Origin of the sequence: Pseudomonas rustica (assembly GCF_018336155.1) — a bacterium.
Taxonomy (GTDB): domain Bacteria; phylum Pseudomonadota; class Gammaproteobacteria; order Pseudomonadales; family Pseudomonadaceae; genus Aquipseudomonas; species Aquipseudomonas rustica.
This window is the reverse complement of the sequence record NZ_JAGYHF010000001.1, coordinates 658,839-678,849: the sequence shown is the minus strand read 5'-3', so window position 1 is coordinate 678,849 and position 20,011 is coordinate 658,839. Positions and strand designations below refer to the sequence as shown.

The following is a 20,011-nucleotide window of genomic DNA, read 5'->3' as shown; positions in this document are numbered from 1 at the left end:
GGGGATATCGGGGTTACTTGGGATCGGGTTTCGCCAGCAGGGTGTAGATGCACGGCAATACAAACAGGGTGAACAGCGTGCCGATCGACATCCCCGTCGCGATCACCATGCCGATATCAAATCGGCTGACCGCGCCCGCACCGGTCGCCAGGATCAACGGCACCATGCCAAACACCATCGCCGCCGTGGTCATCAGCACCGGGCGCAATCGAATCGCCGCCGCTTCCTCCACCGCCTCGCGCGCGGTCAGGCCTTTGTCCTTGCGTAACTGGTTGGCGAATTCGACGATCAAGATCCCGTGTTTACTGATCAAACCGATCAACGTCACCAGCCCGACCTGGGTGTAGATGTTCATGCTCGACCAGCCAAGAAACAGCGGAATCAGCGCCCCGCAGATCGACAATGGCACCGTCACCAGAATCACCAGCGGATCACGGAAGCTCTCGAACTGCGCCGCGAGCACCAGAAAAATGATCGCCAGTGCCAAGGCAAACGTCACCCACAACGCGCTGCCTTCCTGCACGAACTGCCGCGAAGCGCCGCCATAGTCAAAGGCAAACCCGGCCGGCGCTTCTTCGCGGGCGATCTGCAGCACCGTGTCGATGGCTTCGCCCATGCTGACCAGCGGGAAACCGGAAATCTTCGCTGCGTTGAGTTGCTGGAACTGGTTGAGTTGTCGCGGTCGCGCGCGGTCGGTGACTTTGATCAGCGTCGACAGCGGCAGCAGCTCGCCCTGAGTGTTCTTCACGTAATAGTTGTTCAGCCAGTCCGGGTTATCGCGATACGGCCGTTCCACCTGAGCGATGACCTTGTAGCTGCGCCCCTCAATGGTGAAGCGATTGATTTCCGCCTCGCCCAGCAGCGTCGCCAGCGTGCTGCCCAAATCGAGCATCGACACGCCCATCTGCGCGGCTTTGGCGCGGTCGATGTCGACCACCACTTCCGGTTTGTCGAACGCCAGATCAAGGTCGACGAAGGCGAACTTGCCCGACTCCATCGCGCGTTTCTTGATCCGGTCAGCCACCTGCAGCAGTAACTCGTAATCGTTGGCCGTATTGATCACGAATTCAAACGGCAAGCCTTCGCCAGTGCCGGGCAAGGAGGGCAGGTTGAAGCCGAAAATCTGCAGGCCCGGAATGCCTTCGAGTTTGCCCTGCACTTCGGGAAGAATTTCCATCTGCGTGCGGCTGCGCTCGTTCCACGGCTTCAGCAGGAAACCGCCGATGCCCGCCTGCACGCCGTTGTAGCCGTTGATCTGGAACGAAGAGTAGTACTCCGGAAATTCCTTGAAGATCTTGATGAATTCGTCGGTGTAAGTGCTCAGGTAATCGAGGTTGGTCGGTTGCGGCGCGTTGGCCATCATGAAAATGATGCCTTGGTCTTCGTCCGGCGCCAGTTCCGATTTGGTGAACTTGAGGAACACCGGAATCAGGCACAGCACGATCACCGCAAACACCAGCACCACCGGCCGCGTGTTCAGCGTGCCGTGCAGCGTGCGCTGGTAGCGGCGCTTGAGGCCGTCGAAGATGCGGTCGAGACGATGGGCGAGGCCGCTGGGGTTTTGTTCGTGGCGCAGCAGATAGGCGCACATCATCGGCGACAGGGTCAGGGCGACGACCCCCGAAATCACCACCGCCCCGGCCAGCGTCAGCGCGAACTCCTTGAACAGCGCGCCAGTGAGGCCGGTGAGAAAACCGATCGGCGCATACACCGCCGCCAGGGTGATGGTCATCGACACCACCGGCATGGCGATCTCCCGGGCGCCTTCGAGGGCCGCGTCAAACGGCGTTTTGCCTTCCTCGATGTGCCGGTGGATGTTCTCCACCACGACAATCGCATCGTCGACCACCAAGCCAATCGCCAACACCATCGCCAACAGCGTCAGCAGATTGATCGAGTAACCCATCATCTGCATAAAGAACATCACGCCGATCATCGACAGCGGAATGGTCACCACCGGGATCACTACCGAGCGCAATGCGCCAAGGAACAGGAACACCACCACAATGACGATCAACACCGCTTCGAACAGGGTTTTCACCACCTCGTCGATGGAGGCCTGAATGAACAGCGTGGCGTCGTAGGCGATCTCGCTTTTCAGGTTCGGCGGCAGCTGCGCTTCCAGTTCCGGCATCAGCTTGCGCACTTCCTTGATCACGTCCAGCGGGTTGGCCCCCGGCGTGGCTTTGATGCCGATATACACCGACGGCGTGCCGCCGAACGAGCTGATCGAGTCGTAGTTTTCCGCGCCCATTTCCACCCGCGCGACATCGCTGAGCAGCACGCGGCTGTCGCCACTGACCTTGAGCGGAATGGCGGCGAACGCTTCGGCGGATTTCAGTTCGGTGTTGGCGTTGATGCTGGTGACGACGTACTCGCCTTTCACTTCGCCGGCGGCGGAGAGGAAGTTGTACTGGCGCACGGCGTTGGTCACGTCGGCGGCGCTGAGGCCGAACCCGGCGAGCTTCACCGGGTCGAGCCACAGGCGCATGGCGAACACCTGATTGCCGAGAATCTCCGCTTCGGCCATGCCCGGCAGCGTCGCCAGTTTCGGCTGGATCACCCGCGACAGGTAGTCGGTGATCTGCGGGTTGCTCAAGTCCTTGCTGAAGAAGCTGATGTACATCAGCGCCGAAGCGTCGGCAGATTCCTTGCTCAGCACCGGGTCTTCGGCGTCTTGCGGCAGCTTGTTTTTCACCTCGTTGGCCTTGGCCAGCAACTCGGTGAACAAGCGGTCGGTGTTCGAGCCGATACGCGCGTAGATCGAGATCACCGAGAAGTTCTGCCGACTGACCGAGGTCATGTAATCGATGCCCTCGGCGCTGGCCAGGCTCTGTTGCATCGGCTGGGTGATGTAGCCCTGAATGGTTTCGGCGTTGGCTCCGGGGTAGGCGGTGGTCACCGTGATCAGGGCGTTTTCCATTTGCGGGTATTGGCGCAGCGGCAACTTGCTCCAGGCCTGAAAGCCCAGCAACACAATCAACAGGCTGACCACGGTGGCGAGCACCGGGCGGCGGATGAACGGATCGGTAAAAGCCATGGGGATTCCTTGATCAGTCGGCGCGAGGCGGACTGTTCTGCTCGCCGAGGGTCTTGTCGTCGCTGATGGCGATGCGTGCACCGTTGTCCAGTTTGATCTGGCCAGCCGTCACTACTTCTTCGCCGCTCTGCACGCCCTTGTTGATCATCACCAGGCCATCACGGCGCTCACCGGTTTCGATGAAACGCCGCTCGGCGATCAGTACTGGTTGGCCCTTGTCATCCTTTTCGACGGTGCCGTCCTCGGCTTTCTTCTGCCCGACCACATAGATCGAGTTGCCGTAGAGGGTGTAGGTGATCGCGCTTTCCGGCACGACGATGTGTTTTTGCGGATCGGGTAGCAACACTTCAAGGCTGGTGAACATGCCCGGCAATAATTTGCCGTCCGGGTTGGCCAGGGTGGCGCGGATCAGAATGTTGCGCGTGGTGCTTTCAACAATCGGGTTGATCGCGCTGATCTTGCCGGCGAAGTTTTGCCCCGGATATGCCGAGACCGAGATTTGTACCGGTTGGCCGATGGCCAGTTTCGGCACCGATTGTTCGGGCAGGTAGAAGTCGGCGTAGAGGCTGCTCAAGTCCTGCAACGTGGCGATCTTGGTGCCGCTGGCGAGGTAGTCGCCGATGTCGACCTGACGGATGCCGATGGTGCCGCTGAACGGCGCGAGGATGCGTTTTTTCGCCAGCGAGGCGTTGAGCTGATTAACCGTGGCTTTGTTCTTTTGCAGCACGGCGGAGAGGCGGTCGTACTCGCCTTTGGAGATGGCGCGGCTGTCGACCAGTTGCGCGCCACGGCCGAAGTCCAGTTGCGCGAGGCCCAGATCAGCCTTGGCGGTTTCCAGCAGGGCGGTTTCGACGGCGCTGTCGAGTTGCAGCAACGGTTGCCCGGCTTTGACCTTTTGCCCGGATTCGAATTTGAGTTCAGTGACGGTGCCGGCGACTTCCAGGCTCAGCTCGACGCCTTGCAGTGCCTTGAGCGTGCCGACGGTGGGCAAGCGCATCTGCCACGGGCGCTCGGCGGCGGTGGCCACGGCAACGCTGATCGGCGGTTTCGGTTTGGAGAAGCCCTGGATCATTGTGTAGATCGAAAAGGCTTTGTAGCCGCCCAAGACCAGGACGATCAACAAGACAACACCCAACATGATCAGCATGCGGCGACGCAGCATATTTCCATTTCCTTGGATAAATCAGGTGAGACAGGCCCGAACATTACTCCGAGAGCGGCAGGGAATCCAACTGCCGACACAGCAAAAGATCGCAGCCTTCGGCAGCTCCTACAGGGGAATGCATTCCAAGGTAGGAGCTGCCGAAGGCTGCGATCTTTTGCGGTGGGTTCAGGCCATCAGGTGCAAATGGTTGTCCCAGAGCCCCGCCGGCAGTTCCAGCGGCTTGGCCAGCAGTTCATCCTGACGGCAATCGTAGTAGCGGCAGCGGCCCTGACCGGAGGTCACAACGAATCCATCCTGCACCGCACCGACACCCGCGCAATCCGGCAACGGCGCATCGAGGCGCACTTCGCCGCTGTCCAGATCCCAGATAAAGAAACGATTGCCACGCGGTGCCGTCAGTGCGACCAGACGCAAATCACTGTGCACGGCAACGCTGGCGGTGTAATGCCCCATCGACTGCAACTGATGCTCAGGCACCGGGAACGCCACAAATGGCTGCCCCGGACGCTTGATCGCCAGCAGCTCCGAGCGCTCATGCGACGCGCCCATGAATTGCTGACCGGCAACGATGGTGCCGTCGCTGGCGATACCCAAATGGCGCACGCTGTTCATCTGCTGGGCGAGGGTTTCCTTGCTCAGCAGCGTACCGTCGCGCTGCATCAGCACCAGGCTCGGCTCCATGGCGCTGAGGTTCATGTCGACGCGGCTTTCCGCCTCGGTACGAATCCCGCCGTTGGCCACCACCAGCGTCTCGCCATCGGGCATCCATGACACCTGATGCGGGCCGAGGCCGTGGGTGGAAATCTCGCCGCTGTGCACCAGCCGCTCGCCTTCGAACTTGTACACACCGAGCAAACCACGGCCAGGATCGGTCGTGTCGTTTTCGGTGGCGTACAGGTACTCGCCGTCTTTGTGCACCACGGCGTGGCCGTAGAAGTGCCGGTTCGGCTGCGAGGTCACTGTCTGCAGCAACGTGCCGTCGCGCAGGTCGATCAGGTAACTCTCGGTACCCGGACGCCGCGCGACGAACAGCGCAATCGGCTGCGTCGGATGATTAATGATGTCGTGGCAACGCTGGCCGACTTCAGTGGCGAACACCCGCGTGCCGTCCAGCCGATAGCCGACGGCGTAGTGCTTGCCGTCGGTGTCATCGCGCGCCGACAGCAGCAGCGGGCTCTGATCCTTGCGTTTGAACAGCGTCCAGCCGCCCAGTGTCACTGCTCCCAGCAGCGTACTAGCTAAAGTCAGAGCCTGGCGTCGCAGCATGGCACTTGCCCTCATCAGTCACCGTCGTTGGCGTTAAAGCCCAGTTGGATGCCCAGCGCCTTGGCCAGTTCGCCTTCGTGCAGGCGATGGACGACGTTGAGGCTGTCGTAGATGTCGTTGAGTTGCTGACGACCGGCGTCGTCTTCAAGCATTTCGCCGAGCGAGCGCTGAGTGCTGTCGAACAGTTTCAGCGAGGCAGCGTAAGCAGCGTCGATCTTGTCCGCCAATGGCTTTTGCTCAGCAGGCAACAGACCACGCAGGCCTTTGTTGTCGACGCCTTCCCACACGGTTTTCGCGGCGGTGAGGCTGGCTTCCAGCGCGGTCAACGAAGACTGGCTGCGCCATGCATCGGCCTGGAACGGCTGTGGCACGCCTTTGCTCTGGCGGCCCATTGGCGTGCCGAGTTTTTTCTTCAGGGTATCCAGCGCGGTGACTTGTACGCGCAGCAGATCGGCGATCGCTTCGTGGGAGTCGGCGTAGCGCTGGTTGGGGAACTTGGACATCTGCGCGAGCATGCCGTCGGTGTTGTTCCAGCTCTGCAAAATCTCTTCGGCCAGTTGCTTCTGACGCTCGCCGATGGCGATCAGCAGTGGGCAATATTTGGCTTTCTGCTCGTCGTTGGCCACATCAGGCTTGGCGTCGAACAGGATGTATTCGTAAGCCGACAGACCCTGAACAACCACACTTGATTTGGCCAAAGCGGCAGCATCGATTTGTGGCTGAGCGACGACCAGTTGCTCGACCTGACGACCGACCAGATTCTTCTTGTCCGGCCAGAACTGGACTTGCCAGGCGCGGTTGCCTTCAGCCAGCGGCCCGATCAGCAGCGGTTGCAACTCGGCCCAGGCTTTCTGCGCGTGCAGGAAGTCGGCGCGAGCGGTCTCCAGGGTTTCTTTGCCCTGGCAGTAGGCGAGGGCGCTGACCGCCAGTTGCTTGTCGGCTTCGACCCAGCGAGTGTAAGTCGGCAGGATCACCGATTTGGCGATGGCCGCCGAGGTGACCGCTTGCGGATCCTGCGGCGAGCAGGCGCCGAGGGCGAGCGCGGCAAGGCTGGTGAACAGTAGCTTGGGACGGAACATGTCGGGCTCCCGATTCTTTTTCAGTGTTTAAAGTGAGTTCAGAAACGCCAGCAGCGCAGCGCGCTGCTCGGCATTGAAAGATAAAACCTGTTGCTGCGCCGCCGTCGCTTCGCCGCCGTGCCAGAGCACCGCTTCGAGCAGATTGCGCGCGCGACCGTCATGCAAAAACTGTGTGTGACCGCTGACCGCTTGCGTCAGGCCAATCCCCCACAACGGCGGCGTGCGCCAGTCGCGGCCGGAGGCCTGGAATTCCGTACGGTTGTCGGCCAGACCGTCGCCCATGTCATGCAGCAGCAGATCGCTGTACGGGCGAATAATTTGATTGGCCAGTTCAGGTTCGGCGGCGTTGGCGGCGGTGGTGTATTTCGGCGTGTGGCACGAGTCGCAACCGGCCTGGAAAAACAGGTTCTTGCCGGCGATGACCTCTGCATCGTTAACGCCACGGCGTGCGGGTACTGCGAGGTTGCGGCTGTAGAACAGCACCAGACGCAGGATGTTGTCGCTGACTTCCGGTTCGCCGTCCGGGCCATTGCCGCTCGGCGCCTGCTTGCAGGCGGTTTGCGCGTCGGTGCAATCATCGAACGGTCTCAGGCTGGTCGTCAGGCCCATATCACCTGAAAACGCGTGAACATTCTGTTGATTGAGATTCGGCTGCCCGGCTTTCCAGCCAAATCGGCCCATGACGGTTTTTTGCAGTTCGTCATCCCAGACCTGGTTTGGCCGGCCATTGATGCCGTTTTTCGCTTTGGCCTGTGCGGCGGCGTTGGCGAGGATGGCTTCTTCGGGGATCGCTTCGAGCAGGCCGAGGCCGATCATCGGTGGGGCGACGCGTGCGGAAAAACGCGTGTCCGGGTGCATCGGGCCGTAGCCGAGTTGAGTGATCTGCAACAGCGGTTTGCGCAATTCGACTTCGGTGCCGTCCTTGAAACGTACCGGCACTGGCGTGTAATCGACGCGCACCTTGCCTTCCGGGGTGACGCCGGGGATCGCCATGTCCTGAAACTGCCCGCCATACACCGGCTCCGGCACGATGCCGACCTGCTCGATGAGTTTGGCGTAGGCCGGCGTGTCAGGAATCGACAGGCGCACCAGCATCGACACGGCATTCGACGCACCGGGCGTCGGCGGATGTCCGCGACCGTCCTTGATGTGGCAGTTGTGGCAGGCGTTGGTGTTGAACAGCGGGCCGAGGCCATCGCGGGCGGTGGTGGTCGCCGGGGCGATCACCCACGGATTGCGGAAAAAGCTGTTGCCGACGCTGAAATCGACCCGGCGCGACGGCGGCAGATTGGCCGACGGCAGGGAAAACGCGTTCTGATCAGTCTTGCGCACAGTCGCCGCCCCGCCGGATCGCGCTTCACCGGGCTCAGCCTTGGTGAAACGCGGGGCGTCATCGCAGGCACTCAGGCCCAGGGCCATGAACAGTGCGAACAAGCGAAGAGGCAGCGAGGGCATCAGACATCCTGCGGACGAGCGAAAATAAAGGCGCAAAGTCTAACAGGGCGAGGGGGTTTGAATAAGAGGAATTATCGTTTGCTTGATACAGCGCAAATGCAAAACCCCTGTAGGAGCTGCCGAAGGCTGCGATCTTTTGACCTTGCTTTTAAAAAGACAGATCAAAAGATCGCAGCCTTCGGCAGCTCCTACATGGGACTGTGAACATCAGGGATGAAAAAGGCGACCCGAAGGTCGCCTTTTTTTGATGCGGACGTTGTGATCAGAACTCGTGATCAGCGTTGTCCGGGTTCAGGTCGCTGATGCCCAGTTTGCCGGCAGCGGCTTCGATCGAACCGGTCTGCTTGACCAAGGAGGCGATGGCGTCGCGGACGATCTGGTTGCCAGCGGTGTTACCGGCCGCGATCAACTGGTCGTAGTGCTCACCCTTGTTGGCGTGATCAACGATGACCTGCATCTTCGCTTCGGTGGCAGCCAGGTCGGCTTTCAGCGCGGTGTCGGCAGCCGGGTCGGCTTTGACCACCAGCGACGACAGGCTGGCGCCGGTCATCTTGGTGCCGTCAACGCGGGTGTATTCGCCCAGGTAGACGTTACGAATGCCCTTGGCATCGTAGAACTGCGAGTTGTGCGTGTTATCGCTGAAGCAGTCGTGTTCGTCTTCCGGCGAGTTGGCTTCCAGGGAAACCTTCATGCGCTCGCCCGCCAGTTCACCCAGCGACAGGCTGCCCATGCCGAACAACATTTTGCGCAGGCCGCTTTCGCCTGGCTCGGCTTCCAGCGTGGCGCGGTAGTTGTCAGCCACGTTCGGCTTCCAGTTACCAACCATTTCTTCCAGATCGCTGACCAGCAGTTGGGTCACGGCTTTCAGGTAAGCGCGACGACGATCGTTGTGACCGCCAGTGGCGCCGGCGCCTTCGAGGTAATCGGAAGCCGGACGGTTACCAGCGCCAGGGCCGGTGCCGTTCAAGTCCTGGCCCCACAGCAGGAATTCGATGGCGTGGTAGCCGGTGGCAACGTTGGCTTCGGAACCGCCCAGCTCATTGAGGCTGGCGAGTTTTTCCGGGGTGATGTCTTTGACATCGACCTTGTCTTCGCCGACCTGGATTTCAGTGTTGGCGATGATGTTGGCGGTCGCGCCCGGGTTACCCAGTGCGTGCTCGTAGGATTTGTCGACGTAGTCGATCAGACCCTCGTCCAGTGGCCAGGCGTTAACCTGACCTTCCCAATCGTCAATGATGGTGTTGCCGAAGCGGAACACTTCGCTCTGCAGGTAAGGAACGCGAGCAGCGATCCAGGCTTCGCGAGCGGCTTTCAGCGTGTCGGCGTTCGGCTTGGCGAGGAAAGCGTCGACGGCGGTTTGCAGGGTTTTCGCGGTAGATTCGGCATCGCTGTAAACGGCGAAGACCATGTCGGCGTAGTGCGCGACCACAGCCTTGGCGGCGGCTTCGTCGACTTTACCGGCAGCGGCAGGAGCAGCCGCAGGTGCGGTGGTGCTGGCGGCTGGAGTCGGCGTGGCCGGTGCGGCGGCCTTGTCTTTACCTTCGCCGCAACCGGCGAGGGAAATAGCGATGGCCAGCAGACTGGCGGTAGCCAGAGGCATACGAATCATGGCGAACATCCTGCTTCGGTGGTTTATGGGACAGGCGCGGGGGTGCGCAAAACTGCGACATAATGCAAATCTTTCGCATTATGTGTAAAGGGTTGTGGCTGGAAATATTTCTTATTTACGCAGGGATTGGCTTAGATCAAAAGATCGCAGCCTGCGGCAGCGCCTACAGGGGAACGCATTGCAAATGTAGGAGCTGCCGCAGGCTGCGATCTTTTGCTTTATAAAATAGCTGCGTTACTGCGCTGCGCCTGTTTGAGATAAACGCTCAACTCACGCGCCGGCAGCGGCTTGCTGTAGAAGTAACCCTGACCTTCGTGGCAACCTTCGGAAATGATGTAGCTTTCCTGTTCGGCGGTTTCCACGCCCTCGGCAATCACCTGCATGCCAAGGCTTTTGCCCAATTGAATGATCGCGCGAACGATGGTCGCATCGTCGTCGTCATCGAGCAGATCCTGGACGAAGCTCTTGTCGATCTTGATCTTGTCCAGCGGCAGACTTTTCAGATAACTCAGCGATGAATAACCGGTACCGAAGTCGTCGATGGCGATCAGCGCACCGGAACGGCGCAGGCTCAGCAAGTGTTGCGCAGCAGTGCTGATGTCTTCCATCAGGCCGGTTTCGGTGACTTCCAGTTCCAGACTGCGCGGCGGCAAGCGGTACATCTGCAGCAGGTTGTTGACCACGCGCGGCAACTCGGCGTGGTGCAATTGCACGGTGGACAGGTTCACCGCCATGCGCAGGTCGGCGAAACCCTGATCGTGCCAGTCGCGCAATTGCTTGCAGGCTTGATCCAGTACCCACTCGCCAATCGCGATGATCGTGCCGTTCTGTTCCGCCAGTGGAATAAACAGATCCGGCGGCACCAGACCGTGTTCTGGATGCTGCCAGCGAATCAGCGCTTCGACGCCGACCACGCGGTGATCGCGGTAGCTGATCTGCGGCTGATAGACGAGGTAGAACTGATCGCGCAGCAAGGCATCGCGCAGATCTTTCTCCAGCTCGCGGCGACGGCGCATCTCGCTGTCGACGCTGGCGATGTAGAACTGATAACGGTTGCGCGAGCGGGTTTTGGCCAGGGTCATGGTCTGCTCGGCTTTCTGCAACAGCTTCTCGGTGCTGTCGCCATCCTCCGGGAACAGAGTGATGCCGATGGTCGCGCGCAGACGGATTTCCTGATGGTCGAGGGCGAACGCCGCTTCCAGATCATCCAGAATGCTTTGCGCCAGTTCCGCCGCTTCGTAAGGCTGCTCGATGTCGGCCTGCACCAGCGCAAACTGGTCGCCACCCAGACGGGCGAGGGCGCCGAGGCGGCCGCTGTGGGCGCGCAAGCGATCGGCCAGAGCCAGCAGCAGTTGGTCGCCGGTCTGGTAGCTGAATTGTTCGTTGATGCCTTTGAAATCGTCCAGTCCTACACACAGCACCGCAACGCGGCGTTGCAGCTTACCGGCGTCGACCAGGATTTTGTCCAGTTGCTGCTGCAATTGCTGACGGTTCGGCAAACCCGTGAGGAAGTCGTATTGGGCCATGCGCAGCAGGCTGTTTTCCGCTTCGTGGCGCAGGTGAGTATTACGTTCGATCGATTCAAGTAACTGGTTAGCGGTGTTGATCCAGAGGCCCAGCTCGTTTTTCTCGTGGCCCTTGAGTTGCGGAATCTTGTGTTCGCTGGGGCGATCGGGGTTGATCTCGGTGAGGTGCTCGATGATCCGCGACAGCGGTTTGGTCAGTAGCCAGTGATAAACCAGATACAGCACCAGACCCATGGCCAGTGCACGCAATACGCCGGAGATGAAAATGATCACCGAGCTGACGATAAAACCTTCGCCATAAGTGGCGGTATCGAGGGTGATGCTCAAGTCGCCGTAATACTCGCTATAGGGCCCGCGCCCCACCAGTTGCGTGGTGAAGGTACGTTCCTGACCGAGGATCAGGTCGGTCAGCCAACGGCTGTTGGAATGCTGCAAGTCGCGGGATTTCTGCGCGAGCATGGCTTCGTTGGGATGACCGATGGAGGCCTGGCGCACGGCGTCGTCCTGGAACAGGCCCTCGATCACCTGCATGCCCATCTCCCGATCGAGGCTGTAAACCGCCTGGGTCGAGGGGTCGCGGAACATGTCGAGGATGCGTTCGGCGTCGCCGGCAACCGCTTGACGTGTTTTATAGGCATCGAACACGATCTGCGCGCAGCTCAAGACCACGCCGACGATCAATGCCGACAGGAGCACGACCCGGAGCAACTTCACCGACAAGCTGTTCTTGAGTTCCAGCTTCAAAGGGTTATTCCTTAATCCGTGCGGGTAGCGTCAAGTTGCCATGAGTATTGGCAATCCCGTGTTGGCAGTCAAAGGGACAATCAGGCCCCGAATGAATTACCCGTGGCGTTGGCCGAAATGCTGCTCTGTGGCGTCTTCGCCCGATTAGTACTGTGTCGGTTGTATTGGCCCTCAACTTGAGTGCTGTCTGACAATTTTTCCTTTGATTGATGTTAGCCCTCTGCGCCACGGCAGCAAGCGGCGTGAGGCTGCATTTTCTGTGGGAGAAACGCCATTTTCACGTAGGAGCTGCCGAAGGCTGCGATCGATCGTTCCCACGCTCTGCGTGGGAATGCCTCTAGGGACGCTCCGCGTCCAGTGACGCGGAGCGTCCCGGGCTGCATTCCCACGCAGGAGCGTGGGAACGATGGCATAAAAAAACCCGGCCGAAGCCGGGTTTTTTGACTGGCGCGCAGCTTAAGCGGTGAAGGTTTTGCCTTCGAACTGCTCAGCAACGAACTTCCAGTTGACCAGGTTCCAGAACGCTTCGACGTACTTAGGACGAACGTTGCGGTAGTCGATGTAGTAAGCGTGTTCCCAGACGTCGCAGGTCAGCAGCGGGGTGTCGCCGCTGGTCAGCGGGTTGCCGGCGCCGATGGTGCTGGCCAGAGCCAGGGAACCGTCAGCCTTTTTCACCAGCCAGCCCCAGCCGGAACCGAAGGTGCCGATCGAGGTTTTGCTGAACTCTTCCTTGAACTTGTCGAACGAACCGAAGGCTGCGTTGATGGCTTCAGCCAGCGCGCCGGTTGGTTGACCGCCGGCGTTTGGCGCCAGGCAGTTCCAGTAGAAAGTGTGGTTCCAGACCTGAGCGGCGTTGTTGAAGATACCGCCCGAGGAAGTCTTGACGATTTCTTCCAGGGTCTTGCCTTCGAACTCGGTGCCTGGCACCAGGTTGTTCAGGTTCACGACGTAGGTGTTGTGGTGCTTGTCGTGGTGGTATTCCAGGGTTTCCTTGGAAATGTGCGGCTGCAGGGCATCGTGTGCGTAAGGCAGCGGCGGCAATTCGAAAGCCATGATGATTCTCCTAATCAGGTCTGTTGCGGTGAGCGCAAGGCCGATCACGGGCGGCCAGAAATGCACCGGCGAGTTTTTACTCTTTGCGGCGCAGGGGTTGGATCATAGCACCGGGGTTGCGCCATAACCACGCAACAACTGTGTGGGATAGAGGTTCCAGAGCCTTTTGGAATAAATCAGTTGGCGATAATTAATTGCCCGGCCACGGTGAACATCATCAACGCCACCACCAGATCGAGAATTCGCCACGTGCTCGGCCGTGCCAACCACGGTGCCAGCCACGCCGCGCCGAGTGCCAAGGTGAAAAACCACAACAGCGAAGCACTCGCAGCACCGACCACATAAGCGCCTGGCACCGATTGCTGCGCCCCCAGCGAACCGATCAGTAAAACCGTATCCAGATAAACGTGCGGGTTGAGCAACGTCACCGCCAACGCGCTGAGCATCACCGCGCGCAGCGAACGCACGGTCTGATTCTCGCCCTGATTCAGGCTCTGTTTCGAGCACGCCCGGCGCAGCGCCTGGCTGCCGTACCAGATCAGAAACGTCGCGCCGCCCCAGCGAGCGATCGCCAGCAGCGTCGGGTTCTGCGCCAGAATCGTCGCCAGCCCGAACACGCCGGCGGCGACCAGCAGCGCATCGCAAACCACGCACAATGCGGCCACTGGCAAGTGATGCTCGCGCCGCAGGCTCTGCGCCAATACAAACGCGTTTTGCGTGCCGATCGCCATGATCAGCCCGAACGCCACCAGCAGGCCGTTCACATAGCTTTGCCACATAACAATTACTCCGCGTTGGCTGCCAAGTCGCGCAGGACCTGCATCGCGCGTTCGGCGTCGGACTGACCGACAAACAAATGATCGTGGTAGTAGCCGGCGATCACGTTGCAACTGATCCCGGCCTTGCCCAATGCCGTGGCAAACGCGGCGGTGAGGCCGACGGCTTCCAGCGCTGAATGCACGTTGAGGGTGATCCACGCGGCGACGTAGTCGAAGCTGAAACCAGCCTGTTCAGCGTGGGAACGTTCGAGAATCACCGTCAGACCTTCCTGCTCGCGGAAGCTGCCGATGGTCTCCAGACCTTCCGGCAATTGGCTGTCGCGCAGGGTGCAGAACACGTATTCGCCGGCGTTGAGTTGCGGGCTCATGCTGCGCAACAAGGTTGTGAGAGAGGTTTCGCCAGCCATTGCAGTGTTCCTTGATAAAGAGTGCTTGCTGGCTATTCTCCGGGCGAAACCTGTATAAGAAAAACCAATAGTGCTGATCGCTCATTAGGAAAACTGATGTTCGACTACAAATTGCTGTCTGCTCTGGCCGCTGTGGTTGAGCAAGCCGGATTCGAGCGCGCCGCGCAGATTCTCGGGTTGTCGCAATCGGCGATCTCGCAACGAATCAAGCTGCTGGAGGCGCGGGTCGGCCAGCCGGTGCTGGTGCGCGGCACGCCGCCGTCGCCCACGGAAATCGGCCGGCGTTTGCTCAACCATGTGCAGCAGGTGCGCTTGCTTGAGCGCGACCTGCAAACCCTCGTCCCAGCCTTGGACGAAGAGGGCTTGCCGGAGCGCCTGCGCATTGCGCTGAACGCCGACAGCCTCGCGACGTGGTGGGCGCAGGCAGTCGGCGATTTCTGCGCCGAGCAACATTTATTGCTGGATCTGATCGTCGAAGACCAGACCGTCGGCCTCAAACGCATGCGTGCCGGTGAAGTGGCCGCGTGCTTGTGCGCCAGCGAACGACCGGTGGCGGGTGCGCGTAGCGTGTTGCTCGGCGCGATGCGTTATCGCGCGCTGGCCAGCCCGGCGTTTATCGAGCGGCATTTCCCCGATGGCGTGCGCGCCGAGCAACTGCCGCGCACCCCGGCGCTGGTGTTCGGCCCGGATGATTTTCTTCAGCATCGCTATTTGGCGTCGCTGGGTGTCGACGGCGGATTCGAGCACCATTTGTGTCCGTCTTCGGAAGGTTTTATCCGTCTGACCGAAGCCGGATTGGGTTGGGGACTGGTGCCGGAACTGCAAGTGCGCGAGCAACTGCAACGCGGCGAATTGCGCGAACTGTTGCCAGATAAACCGATCGACGTGCCGCTGTACTGGCATCATTGGCGCAATGGCGGTCAGTTGCTCGGCTTGCTGACCGAGCAATTGGTGCGCGCTTCAGCACAATGGCTAGTGCCTTGGAAACAGCTGTAAGCGTCAAGCTGCAAGCGGCAAGTTGTGGGCTTGCGCACCGTTTTTACTTGTAGCTCGAAGCTTGACGCTCGCAGCTGCTTTTCTGTTGGAGTTGTGCATGAAAATTCTGGTCACCGGCGCAAGCGGCTTCATTGGTGGACGCTTTGCGCGTTTCGCTCTGGAGCAGGGCCTGGACGTGCGGGTCAACGGGCGCCGGGCCGAAAGCGTCGAGCATCTGGTACGCCGTGGCGCCGAGTTTGTGCCCGGCGATCTGAGCGATGCCGAGCTGGCGCGCGAACTCTGCCGCGATGTCGAAGCCGTGGTGCACTGCGCCGGGGCCGTCGGGCTGTGGGGGCGCTATCAGGACTTTCATCAGGGCAACGTGCAGGTCACAGAAAACATCGTCGAAGCCTGCCTGAAGCAGCGCGTCCGGCGCCTGGTGCACCTGTCGTCGCCGTCGATCTATTTCGACGGCCGCGACCACCTCAACCTGACCGAAGAGCAAGTGCCCAAGCGCTTCAAACATCACTACGCGGCGACTAAATATCTGGCCGAACAAAAGGTTTTCGGCGCCCAAGAATTCGGTCTGGAAACCATCGCCCTGCGCCCGCGTTTCGTTACCGGCGCCGGCGACATGAGCATCTTCCCGCGCCTGCTGAATATGCAGCGCAAGGGCCGTCTGGCGATCATCGGCAACGGCCTGAATAAAGTCGATTTCACCAGTGTGCAGAACCTCAACGAAGCGATGCTCAGCAGTCTGCTCGCCGCCGGTTCGGCGCTGGGCAAGGCCTACAACATCAGCAACGGTGCGCCGGTGCCGTTGTGGGATGTGGTCAATTACGTGATGCGCAAGATGGAAGTCCCACAGGTCACCAAGTACCGTTCCTATGGCCTGGCTTACAGCGTCGCGGCGCTGAATGAAGGCGCGTGCAAACTCTGGCCCGGGCGTCCGGAGCCGACGCTGTCGCGGTTGGGCATGCAGGTGATGAAGAAAAATTTCACCCTCGACATCAGCCGCGCGCGGCATTATCTGGACTACGATCCGCAAGTCAGCCTGTGGACGGCGCTCGATGAGTTCTGCGGCTGGTGGAAAGCCCAGGACATTCGTTGAGCTCACTTGGTCGGGGAGCACTGAACCGCGCCCTCGGTTGAGGGTCAATGCCTGCGGCTGAGCGGGTTATACTTCGCAGCATTTAGCCATCACCGCGTTTTACAAAGGTTGCCTCAATGTCCATGCGTAATGATGCCCACGACGATTTCGATGATGTGCCGAGCCTGCGTGCCGACACCTTCGACGACGATGACATTCCGACCACCGCCCGCACCACCGTGCATTCGCGCACAGCGCCAGTGGTCAAGGTCAAAGCCGCCAGCACCGGGCCGCTCTGGGCTCTGGTCGGCGCGTTGTTTTTTGCTTTCATCGGCCTGGCCTGGTGGAGCTTTCAGCAGATTTCATTGATGGAGCAGCAACTGGTCGCGACTCAGGAAAGCTTCGCGCGGATCAGTGAAGAAGCGGCGGGGCGCTTGCAGGATATTTCCGGCAAAGTCGTCGCCAGCCAGAGCAACGTCACCAGCGACAGCGAAGCCTTGAAGTTGCAGATCAAGCAGTTGGAAGAAAAACTGCTCGATCAGAACAAACAGCAGCAAGGCGTCGCGGGGCAGGCCAGTGATCTGGACAAGCGTCTGGCGCAGATGACCGCGCAGACCACCGAGCAGCAGACCGCCAATACCCAGTTGCAGGCGCAGGTCAAAGCCTTGAGCGCAGAACTGGCGACGCTGAAAAGCACTCCAGCGGACACCAGCAAGGTCGATACGCAGTTGAAGGCTTTCGATGCGCAGTTCAAGAGCCTCGGCGCTGATATTGCGGCGTTGAAGAAGCAAGGCAATCCGAGCGCGGCCATCGAACGTCTGGAGCAGGACATCGTTGTGCTTAAAAGCGAGCAGGACAATCGCCCGACAGCGCCACAGGGCGGCGGCAACACCGCCGAGTTCGACGCATTCCGTGGGCAGATGACCCGCACCATCAACACCTTGCAGGCGCAGATCCAGAACTTGCAGCAGCAGATCAATTCCCGGCCATAAACACCGATCCGTTGCCGAGTGGGCTTTTGTGGTGAGGGGATTTATCCCCGATGGGTTGCGAAGCAGCCCCAAAGCCTGAGAACTCGGTGTCACTTTAGAAATGCAGGGGAGCGCTTCGCACTCCAACGGGGATAAATCCCCTCGCCACAGGGACGCGTTTAGCCACAGGGCTTTGCAATCCCCTGCATCATTCTGAATATCCATACATCCGCGCAACCCGTCTACGCTCTTGAAACACCAACAAGAACGAGGGATGCGTCATGGGGTTTGTGCAAAAATTCGCCTGGCTCTGTTTGCTGGTATTGGCCGGGTTCGGTCAGGCCAGCGCCGCGACCGCCGCAAAAGATGACAGCCAGGCGGCCATCGCCCTGCTGGAAAAAGCGCTGGCTTACTACCACGACAACGGCGACAAGGCCTTCGCGGCCTTCAGTCGTCAGGGCGAGTTTGTCGACAAGGATCGCTACGTGTTTGTGGTCGACACCAAAGGCGTGATGCTCGCCAGCGGTGGGCCGTCGTCAGCGCTGATTGGCCGCGATGTCAGCGAAGTGCTCGGGCCGGATTTGCAGAAAGCCTTCAAGCAGGCGTTGTTGGTGCCGGAAGGCAATGGCATTCAGCAAGCCGAATACCGCTGGCAGAATTGGTCTGACGGCAAGGTCGAGCGCAAGCACGTGTTCTATCAGCGCATCGGTCAGCGGATTCTCGCGGTCGGTTATTACCTGCCGCGCGCCTCCGCTGAACAAGCCAAAGCCCTGCTGGATAAAGCCGCGGCGGATCTGAGCAAAGACGAGAAGGGCACGCTGACGGCGATCAACTCGCTCAAGGGCGGGTATTTGCAGGATGACTTGTATGTGTTTGTGGTTGACCTGAATACCCAGCGCTACGTTGCCCACGGCACCAATCTGCGACTGATCAATACCGACTTTGGCAAGGTCAAGGATCCGGAGGGCAAACCGGTGGGCGAGCCGATTCTGGCGCTGATCGGCAAGCAGGATGAAGGCGAGTATGAGTATCGCTGGAAAAACCCGGTGACCGGCAAGATCGAAGACAAACATGCCTACCTGAAAAAGGTCGGGCATTTCCTCGTCGCGGTCGGTTACTACAGCCCCTAAGTGAACGCTGCTTCACCTGTGGGAGCGGGCTTGCTCGCGAAGGCGTCGTGTCAGACAACATCATCGTTGAATGACATACCGCTTTCGCGAGCAAGCTCGCTCCCACAAGGGGACAGTGTTACGGCGGTTATTTTGCGCCGTGCTCACGCCCGCGCAGCAGGTTGTTCGGCATGGCAATCGCCGCCGCCAATCCAAGCAGCGACACCGCCGCACTCACCCACAACAAATGCCGGAACGTCACCAGCAACTCCGCGCGCAAGGCATTCTGCGCATCCCCCGGTGCCGCGTTGAGGCCGTCCAGCAAGACATTCCCGGAATGCCCCTCACTCATCAGCGAACTGCTCGCCAAATGAGCGAAACTGGAATCCTGCAACAACGCCAACAGCAGCGCCGACATCAACGCCACTCCTACCGCGCCGCCCAGCGAGCGGAACAGGTTGGTGGTGCTGGTGGCCACGCCGATGTCGCGTTGTTCCACCGAGTTCTGCGTGCCGACCAGCGAGGTCGGGAACTGCATGCCGCTGGCGATCCCGCAGAGCAACATGAACAATCCACTGATCAACGTCGCCTCCGGTGGACTGAAGGCCATGCCCAACACGGCAATCGGCATCAGAATCGCGCCGGTCAAAATCTGCGGTTTGTAGCGCCCGGTCACTGACGTGCGGCGACCGGCGAAATACGCACCAATCGGCAGGCCCATCGCCAATGGCAACAAGTGCAACGCCGCACTGTCCGCGCCGGCGCCGGTGACGCTTTGAAAGCGCAACGGCATCAGCACGATCAAGGAAATCGCCTGGAAACTGGTGAAGAAAATCGTGCACCAGCACAGCAGCGCATTGCGATTGGCGAACAGATGCATCGGCAGCAACGGCTCCCGCGCCCGACGTTCGTGCCAGACGAAAATCGCCAGCACCACCACCGCGCAGGCAAACAACCCGAGCACTTCAGCGCTGCGCCACGCATGACCCTGACCCACCTGAGTGATGCCCAACAGCAGCGCGGTCAGGCCAATGATCATCAGCACGGTGCCGACATAATCGATGATCGGTTTGCGTTGCGGAATCGGCAGCCCGCGCAAGTTGCGGTGCGCGACCCAGTAAGCGCCAAGTCCCAGCGGCAGGTTGATCAGAAACACCCAACGCCACGACAGGTATTCGGTCATGTAGCCGCCAAGCACCGGCCCGGCAACGCTGGCCACCGCGTACATGCTGCTGAAATACCCCTGATAACGCCCGCGCTCACGCGGCGGCACGATGTCGCCGATGATCGCCTGACTCACCGAAATCATCCCGCCGGCGCCGATGCCCTGAAGGATCCGCGCCAGCACCAGTTGTTCCATGCTTTGCGCCATGCCGCAGAACAGCGAGGCCAGGGTGAACAGGCCCATACCGAACAGCATCAGTTTGCGTCGCCCGTACAGATCGCCGAGCTTGCCGTAGATCGGCACCGCCACGGTCATCGCCACCATGTACCCGGAAATCACCCAGGCCAGCAGGCTGACGTCTTTGAATTGGGCGGAGATGGCCGGCATCGACACGGCGACGATGGTCTGATCCAGCGCACCGAGAAAGATCGCCATCATCAGCGCCACCAGCACGCTGCGAATGGCCGGGTTGGGCGTTTCGGGGTGATTGAGATTGGTCACGGGCAAAACCTGCGGGCAGTGAGAGTCCCGCAGTTCGTCAGGCGAGCGGGGATGCTCGCCAGTGTAAGTCGGTAGCA

At 60.3% G+C, this 20,011-nt stretch carries 15 protein-coding genes; 4 read left to right on the top strand and 11 right to left on the bottom strand.

What is annotated here, in order from left to right; all coding sequences use genetic code 11:
* Positions 1 to 13: 13 nt before the first annotated feature.
* The 10 genes from KFS80_RS03095 to KFS80_RS03050 all read right to left on the bottom strand — a co-directional run bounded on the left by KFS80_RS03095 (position 14) and on the right by KFS80_RS03050 (position 14,123).
* A complete protein-coding gene (locus tag KFS80_RS03095) occupies positions 14 to 3,040 on the bottom strand; it encodes a multidrug efflux RND transporter permease subunit (protein WP_212543936.1) in 3,027 nt (1,008 codons plus the stop codon).
* Positions 3,041 to 3,053: 13 nt separating this feature from the next.
* A complete protein-coding gene (locus KFS80_RS03090) occupies positions 3,054 to 4,202 on the bottom strand; it encodes an efflux RND transporter periplasmic adaptor subunit (RefSeq protein WP_212543935.1) in 1,149 nt (382 codons plus the stop codon).
* A 168-nt stretch (positions 4,203 to 4,370) separates the two neighbouring features.
* The gene (locus KFS80_RS03085; RefSeq protein ID WP_212543934.1) at positions 4,371 to 5,471 is read right to left on the bottom strand and encodes a DUF1513 domain-containing protein; all 1,101 of its coding nucleotides are present in this window, start codon (positions 5,469 to 5,471) and stop codon (positions 4,371 to 4,373) included.
* 14 nt (positions 5,472 to 5,485) lie between these two features.
* A complete protein-coding gene (locus KFS80_RS03080; RefSeq protein ID WP_053123364.1) occupies positions 5,486 to 6,550 on the bottom strand; it encodes an imelysin family protein in 1,065 nt (354 codons plus the stop codon).
* A gap of 27 nt (positions 6,551 to 6,577) precedes the next feature.
* The gene (locus tag KFS80_RS03075) at positions 6,578 to 8,005 is read right to left on the bottom strand and encodes a di-heme oxidoreductase family protein (RefSeq protein ID WP_212543933.1); all 1,428 of its coding nucleotides are present in this window, start codon (positions 8,003 to 8,005) and stop codon (positions 6,578 to 6,580) included.
* Between the two features lie 262 nt (positions 8,006 to 8,267).
* Entirely contained in the window at positions 8,268 to 9,614 is a 1,347-nt protein-coding gene (locus KFS80_RS03070; protein WP_053123360.1) for an imelysin family protein, read from the bottom strand.
* Positions 9,615 to 9,832: 218 nt separating this feature from the next.
* Positions 9,833 to 11,884 (bottom strand): putative bifunctional diguanylate cyclase/phosphodiesterase, encoded by a 2,052-nt coding sequence (locus KFS80_RS03065; RefSeq protein WP_053123358.1) that lies wholly within the window; start codon positions 11,882 to 11,884, stop codon positions 9,833 to 9,835.
* A 456-nt stretch (positions 11,885 to 12,340) separates the two neighbouring features.
* Entirely contained in the window at positions 12,341 to 12,937 is a 597-nt protein-coding gene (locus KFS80_RS03060; protein ID WP_007918933.1) for a superoxide dismutase, read from the bottom strand.
* A 176-nt stretch (positions 12,938 to 13,113) separates the two neighbouring features.
* Positions 13,114 to 13,716: a LysE/ArgO family amino acid transporter gene (locus tag KFS80_RS03055; RefSeq protein ID WP_212543932.1), complete on the bottom strand. Its 603-nt coding sequence runs from the start codon at positions 13,714 to 13,716 to the stop codon at positions 13,114 to 13,116.
* A gap of 5 nt (positions 13,717 to 13,721) precedes the next feature.
* Entirely contained in the window at positions 13,722 to 14,123 is a 402-nt protein-coding gene (locus KFS80_RS03050) for an ACT domain-containing protein (protein ID WP_212543931.1), read from the bottom strand.
* A gap of 96 nt (positions 14,124 to 14,219) precedes the next feature.
* Between KFS80_RS03050 and KFS80_RS03045 the strand changes: the two genes are divergently transcribed.
* From KFS80_RS03045 to KFS80_RS03030, 4 genes are all read left to right on the top strand, one after another.
* On the top strand, positions 14,220 to 15,119 hold the full coding sequence (locus KFS80_RS03045; protein ID WP_053123347.1) for a LysR family transcriptional regulator ArgP: 900 nt from the start codon (positions 14,220 to 14,222) through the stop codon (positions 15,117 to 15,119).
* Positions 15,120 to 15,216: 97 nt separating this feature from the next.
* The gene (locus KFS80_RS03040) at positions 15,217 to 16,209 is read left to right on the top strand and encodes an NAD-dependent epimerase/dehydratase family protein (RefSeq protein WP_212543930.1); all 993 of its coding nucleotides are present in this window, start codon (positions 15,217 to 15,219) and stop codon (positions 16,207 to 16,209) included.
* A gap of 116 nt (positions 16,210 to 16,325) precedes the next feature.
* Entirely contained in the window at positions 16,326 to 17,180 is an 855-nt protein-coding gene (locus KFS80_RS03035) for an ATPase (RefSeq protein WP_212543929.1), read from the top strand.
* Positions 17,181 to 17,440: 260 nt separating this feature from the next.
* Positions 17,441 to 18,289 (top strand): cache domain-containing protein, encoded by an 849-nt coding sequence (locus tag KFS80_RS03030; protein WP_212543928.1) that lies wholly within the window; start codon positions 17,441 to 17,443, stop codon positions 18,287 to 18,289.
* Between the two features lie 127 nt (positions 18,290 to 18,416).
* Here KFS80_RS03030 and KFS80_RS03025 read toward each other — a convergent pair whose 3' ends face one another.
* Positions 18,417 to 19,934, bottom strand: coding sequence for an MDR family MFS transporter (locus KFS80_RS03025; RefSeq protein ID WP_212543927.1), 1,518 nt, complete (start codon positions 19,932 to 19,934; stop codon positions 18,417 to 18,419).
* Positions 19,935 to 20,011 lie beyond the last annotated feature (77 nt).

What these genes read in the sequence shown, in the direction of transcription:
- KFS80_RS03070 (WP_053123360.1), bottom strand. Translation starts at nt 9,614, where the DNA reads ATGATTCGTATGCCTCTGGCTACCGCCAGTCTGCTGGCCATCGCTATT.
- KFS80_RS03095 (WP_212543936.1), bottom strand. Translation starts at nt 3,040, where the DNA reads ATGGCTTTTACCGATCCGTTCATCCGCCGCCCGGTGCTCGCCACCGTG.
- KFS80_RS03040 (WP_212543930.1), top strand. Translation starts at nt 15,217, where the DNA reads ATGAAAATTCTGGTCACCGGCGCAAGCGGCTTCATTGGTGGACGCTTT.
- KFS80_RS03085 (WP_212543934.1), bottom strand. Translation starts at nt 5,471, where the DNA reads ATGCTGCGACGCCAGGCTCTGACTTTAGCTAGTACGCTGCTGGGAGCA.
- KFS80_RS03075 (WP_212543933.1), bottom strand. Translation starts at nt 8,005, where the DNA reads ATGCCCTCGCTGCCTCTTCGCTTGTTCGCACTGTTCATGGCCCTGGGC.
- KFS80_RS03090 (WP_212543935.1), bottom strand. Translation starts at nt 4,202, where the DNA reads ATGCTGCGTCGCCGCATGCTGATCATGTTGGGTGTTGTCTTGTTGATC.
- KFS80_RS03060 (WP_007918933.1), bottom strand. Translation starts at nt 12,937, where the DNA reads ATGGCTTTCGAATTGCCGCCGCTGCCTTACGCACACGATGCCCTGCAG.
- KFS80_RS03045 (WP_053123347.1), top strand. Translation starts at nt 14,220, where the DNA reads ATGTTCGACTACAAATTGCTGTCTGCTCTGGCCGCTGTGGTTGAGCAA.
- KFS80_RS03080 (WP_053123364.1), bottom strand. Translation starts at nt 6,550, where the DNA reads ATGTTCCGTCCCAAGCTACTGTTCACCAGCCTTGCCGCGCTCGCCCTC.
- KFS80_RS03030 (WP_212543928.1), top strand. Translation starts at nt 17,441, where the DNA reads ATGGGGTTTGTGCAAAAATTCGCCTGGCTCTGTTTGCTGGTATTGGCC.
- KFS80_RS03055 (WP_212543932.1), bottom strand. Translation starts at nt 13,716, where the DNA reads ATGTGGCAAAGCTATGTGAACGGCCTGCTGGTGGCGTTCGGGCTGATC.
- KFS80_RS03050 (WP_212543931.1), bottom strand. Translation starts at nt 14,123, where the DNA reads ATGGCTGGCGAAACCTCTCTCACAACCTTGTTGCGCAGCATGAGCCCG.
- KFS80_RS03035 (WP_212543929.1), top strand. Translation starts at nt 16,326, where the DNA reads ATGTCCATGCGTAATGATGCCCACGACGATTTCGATGATGTGCCGAGC.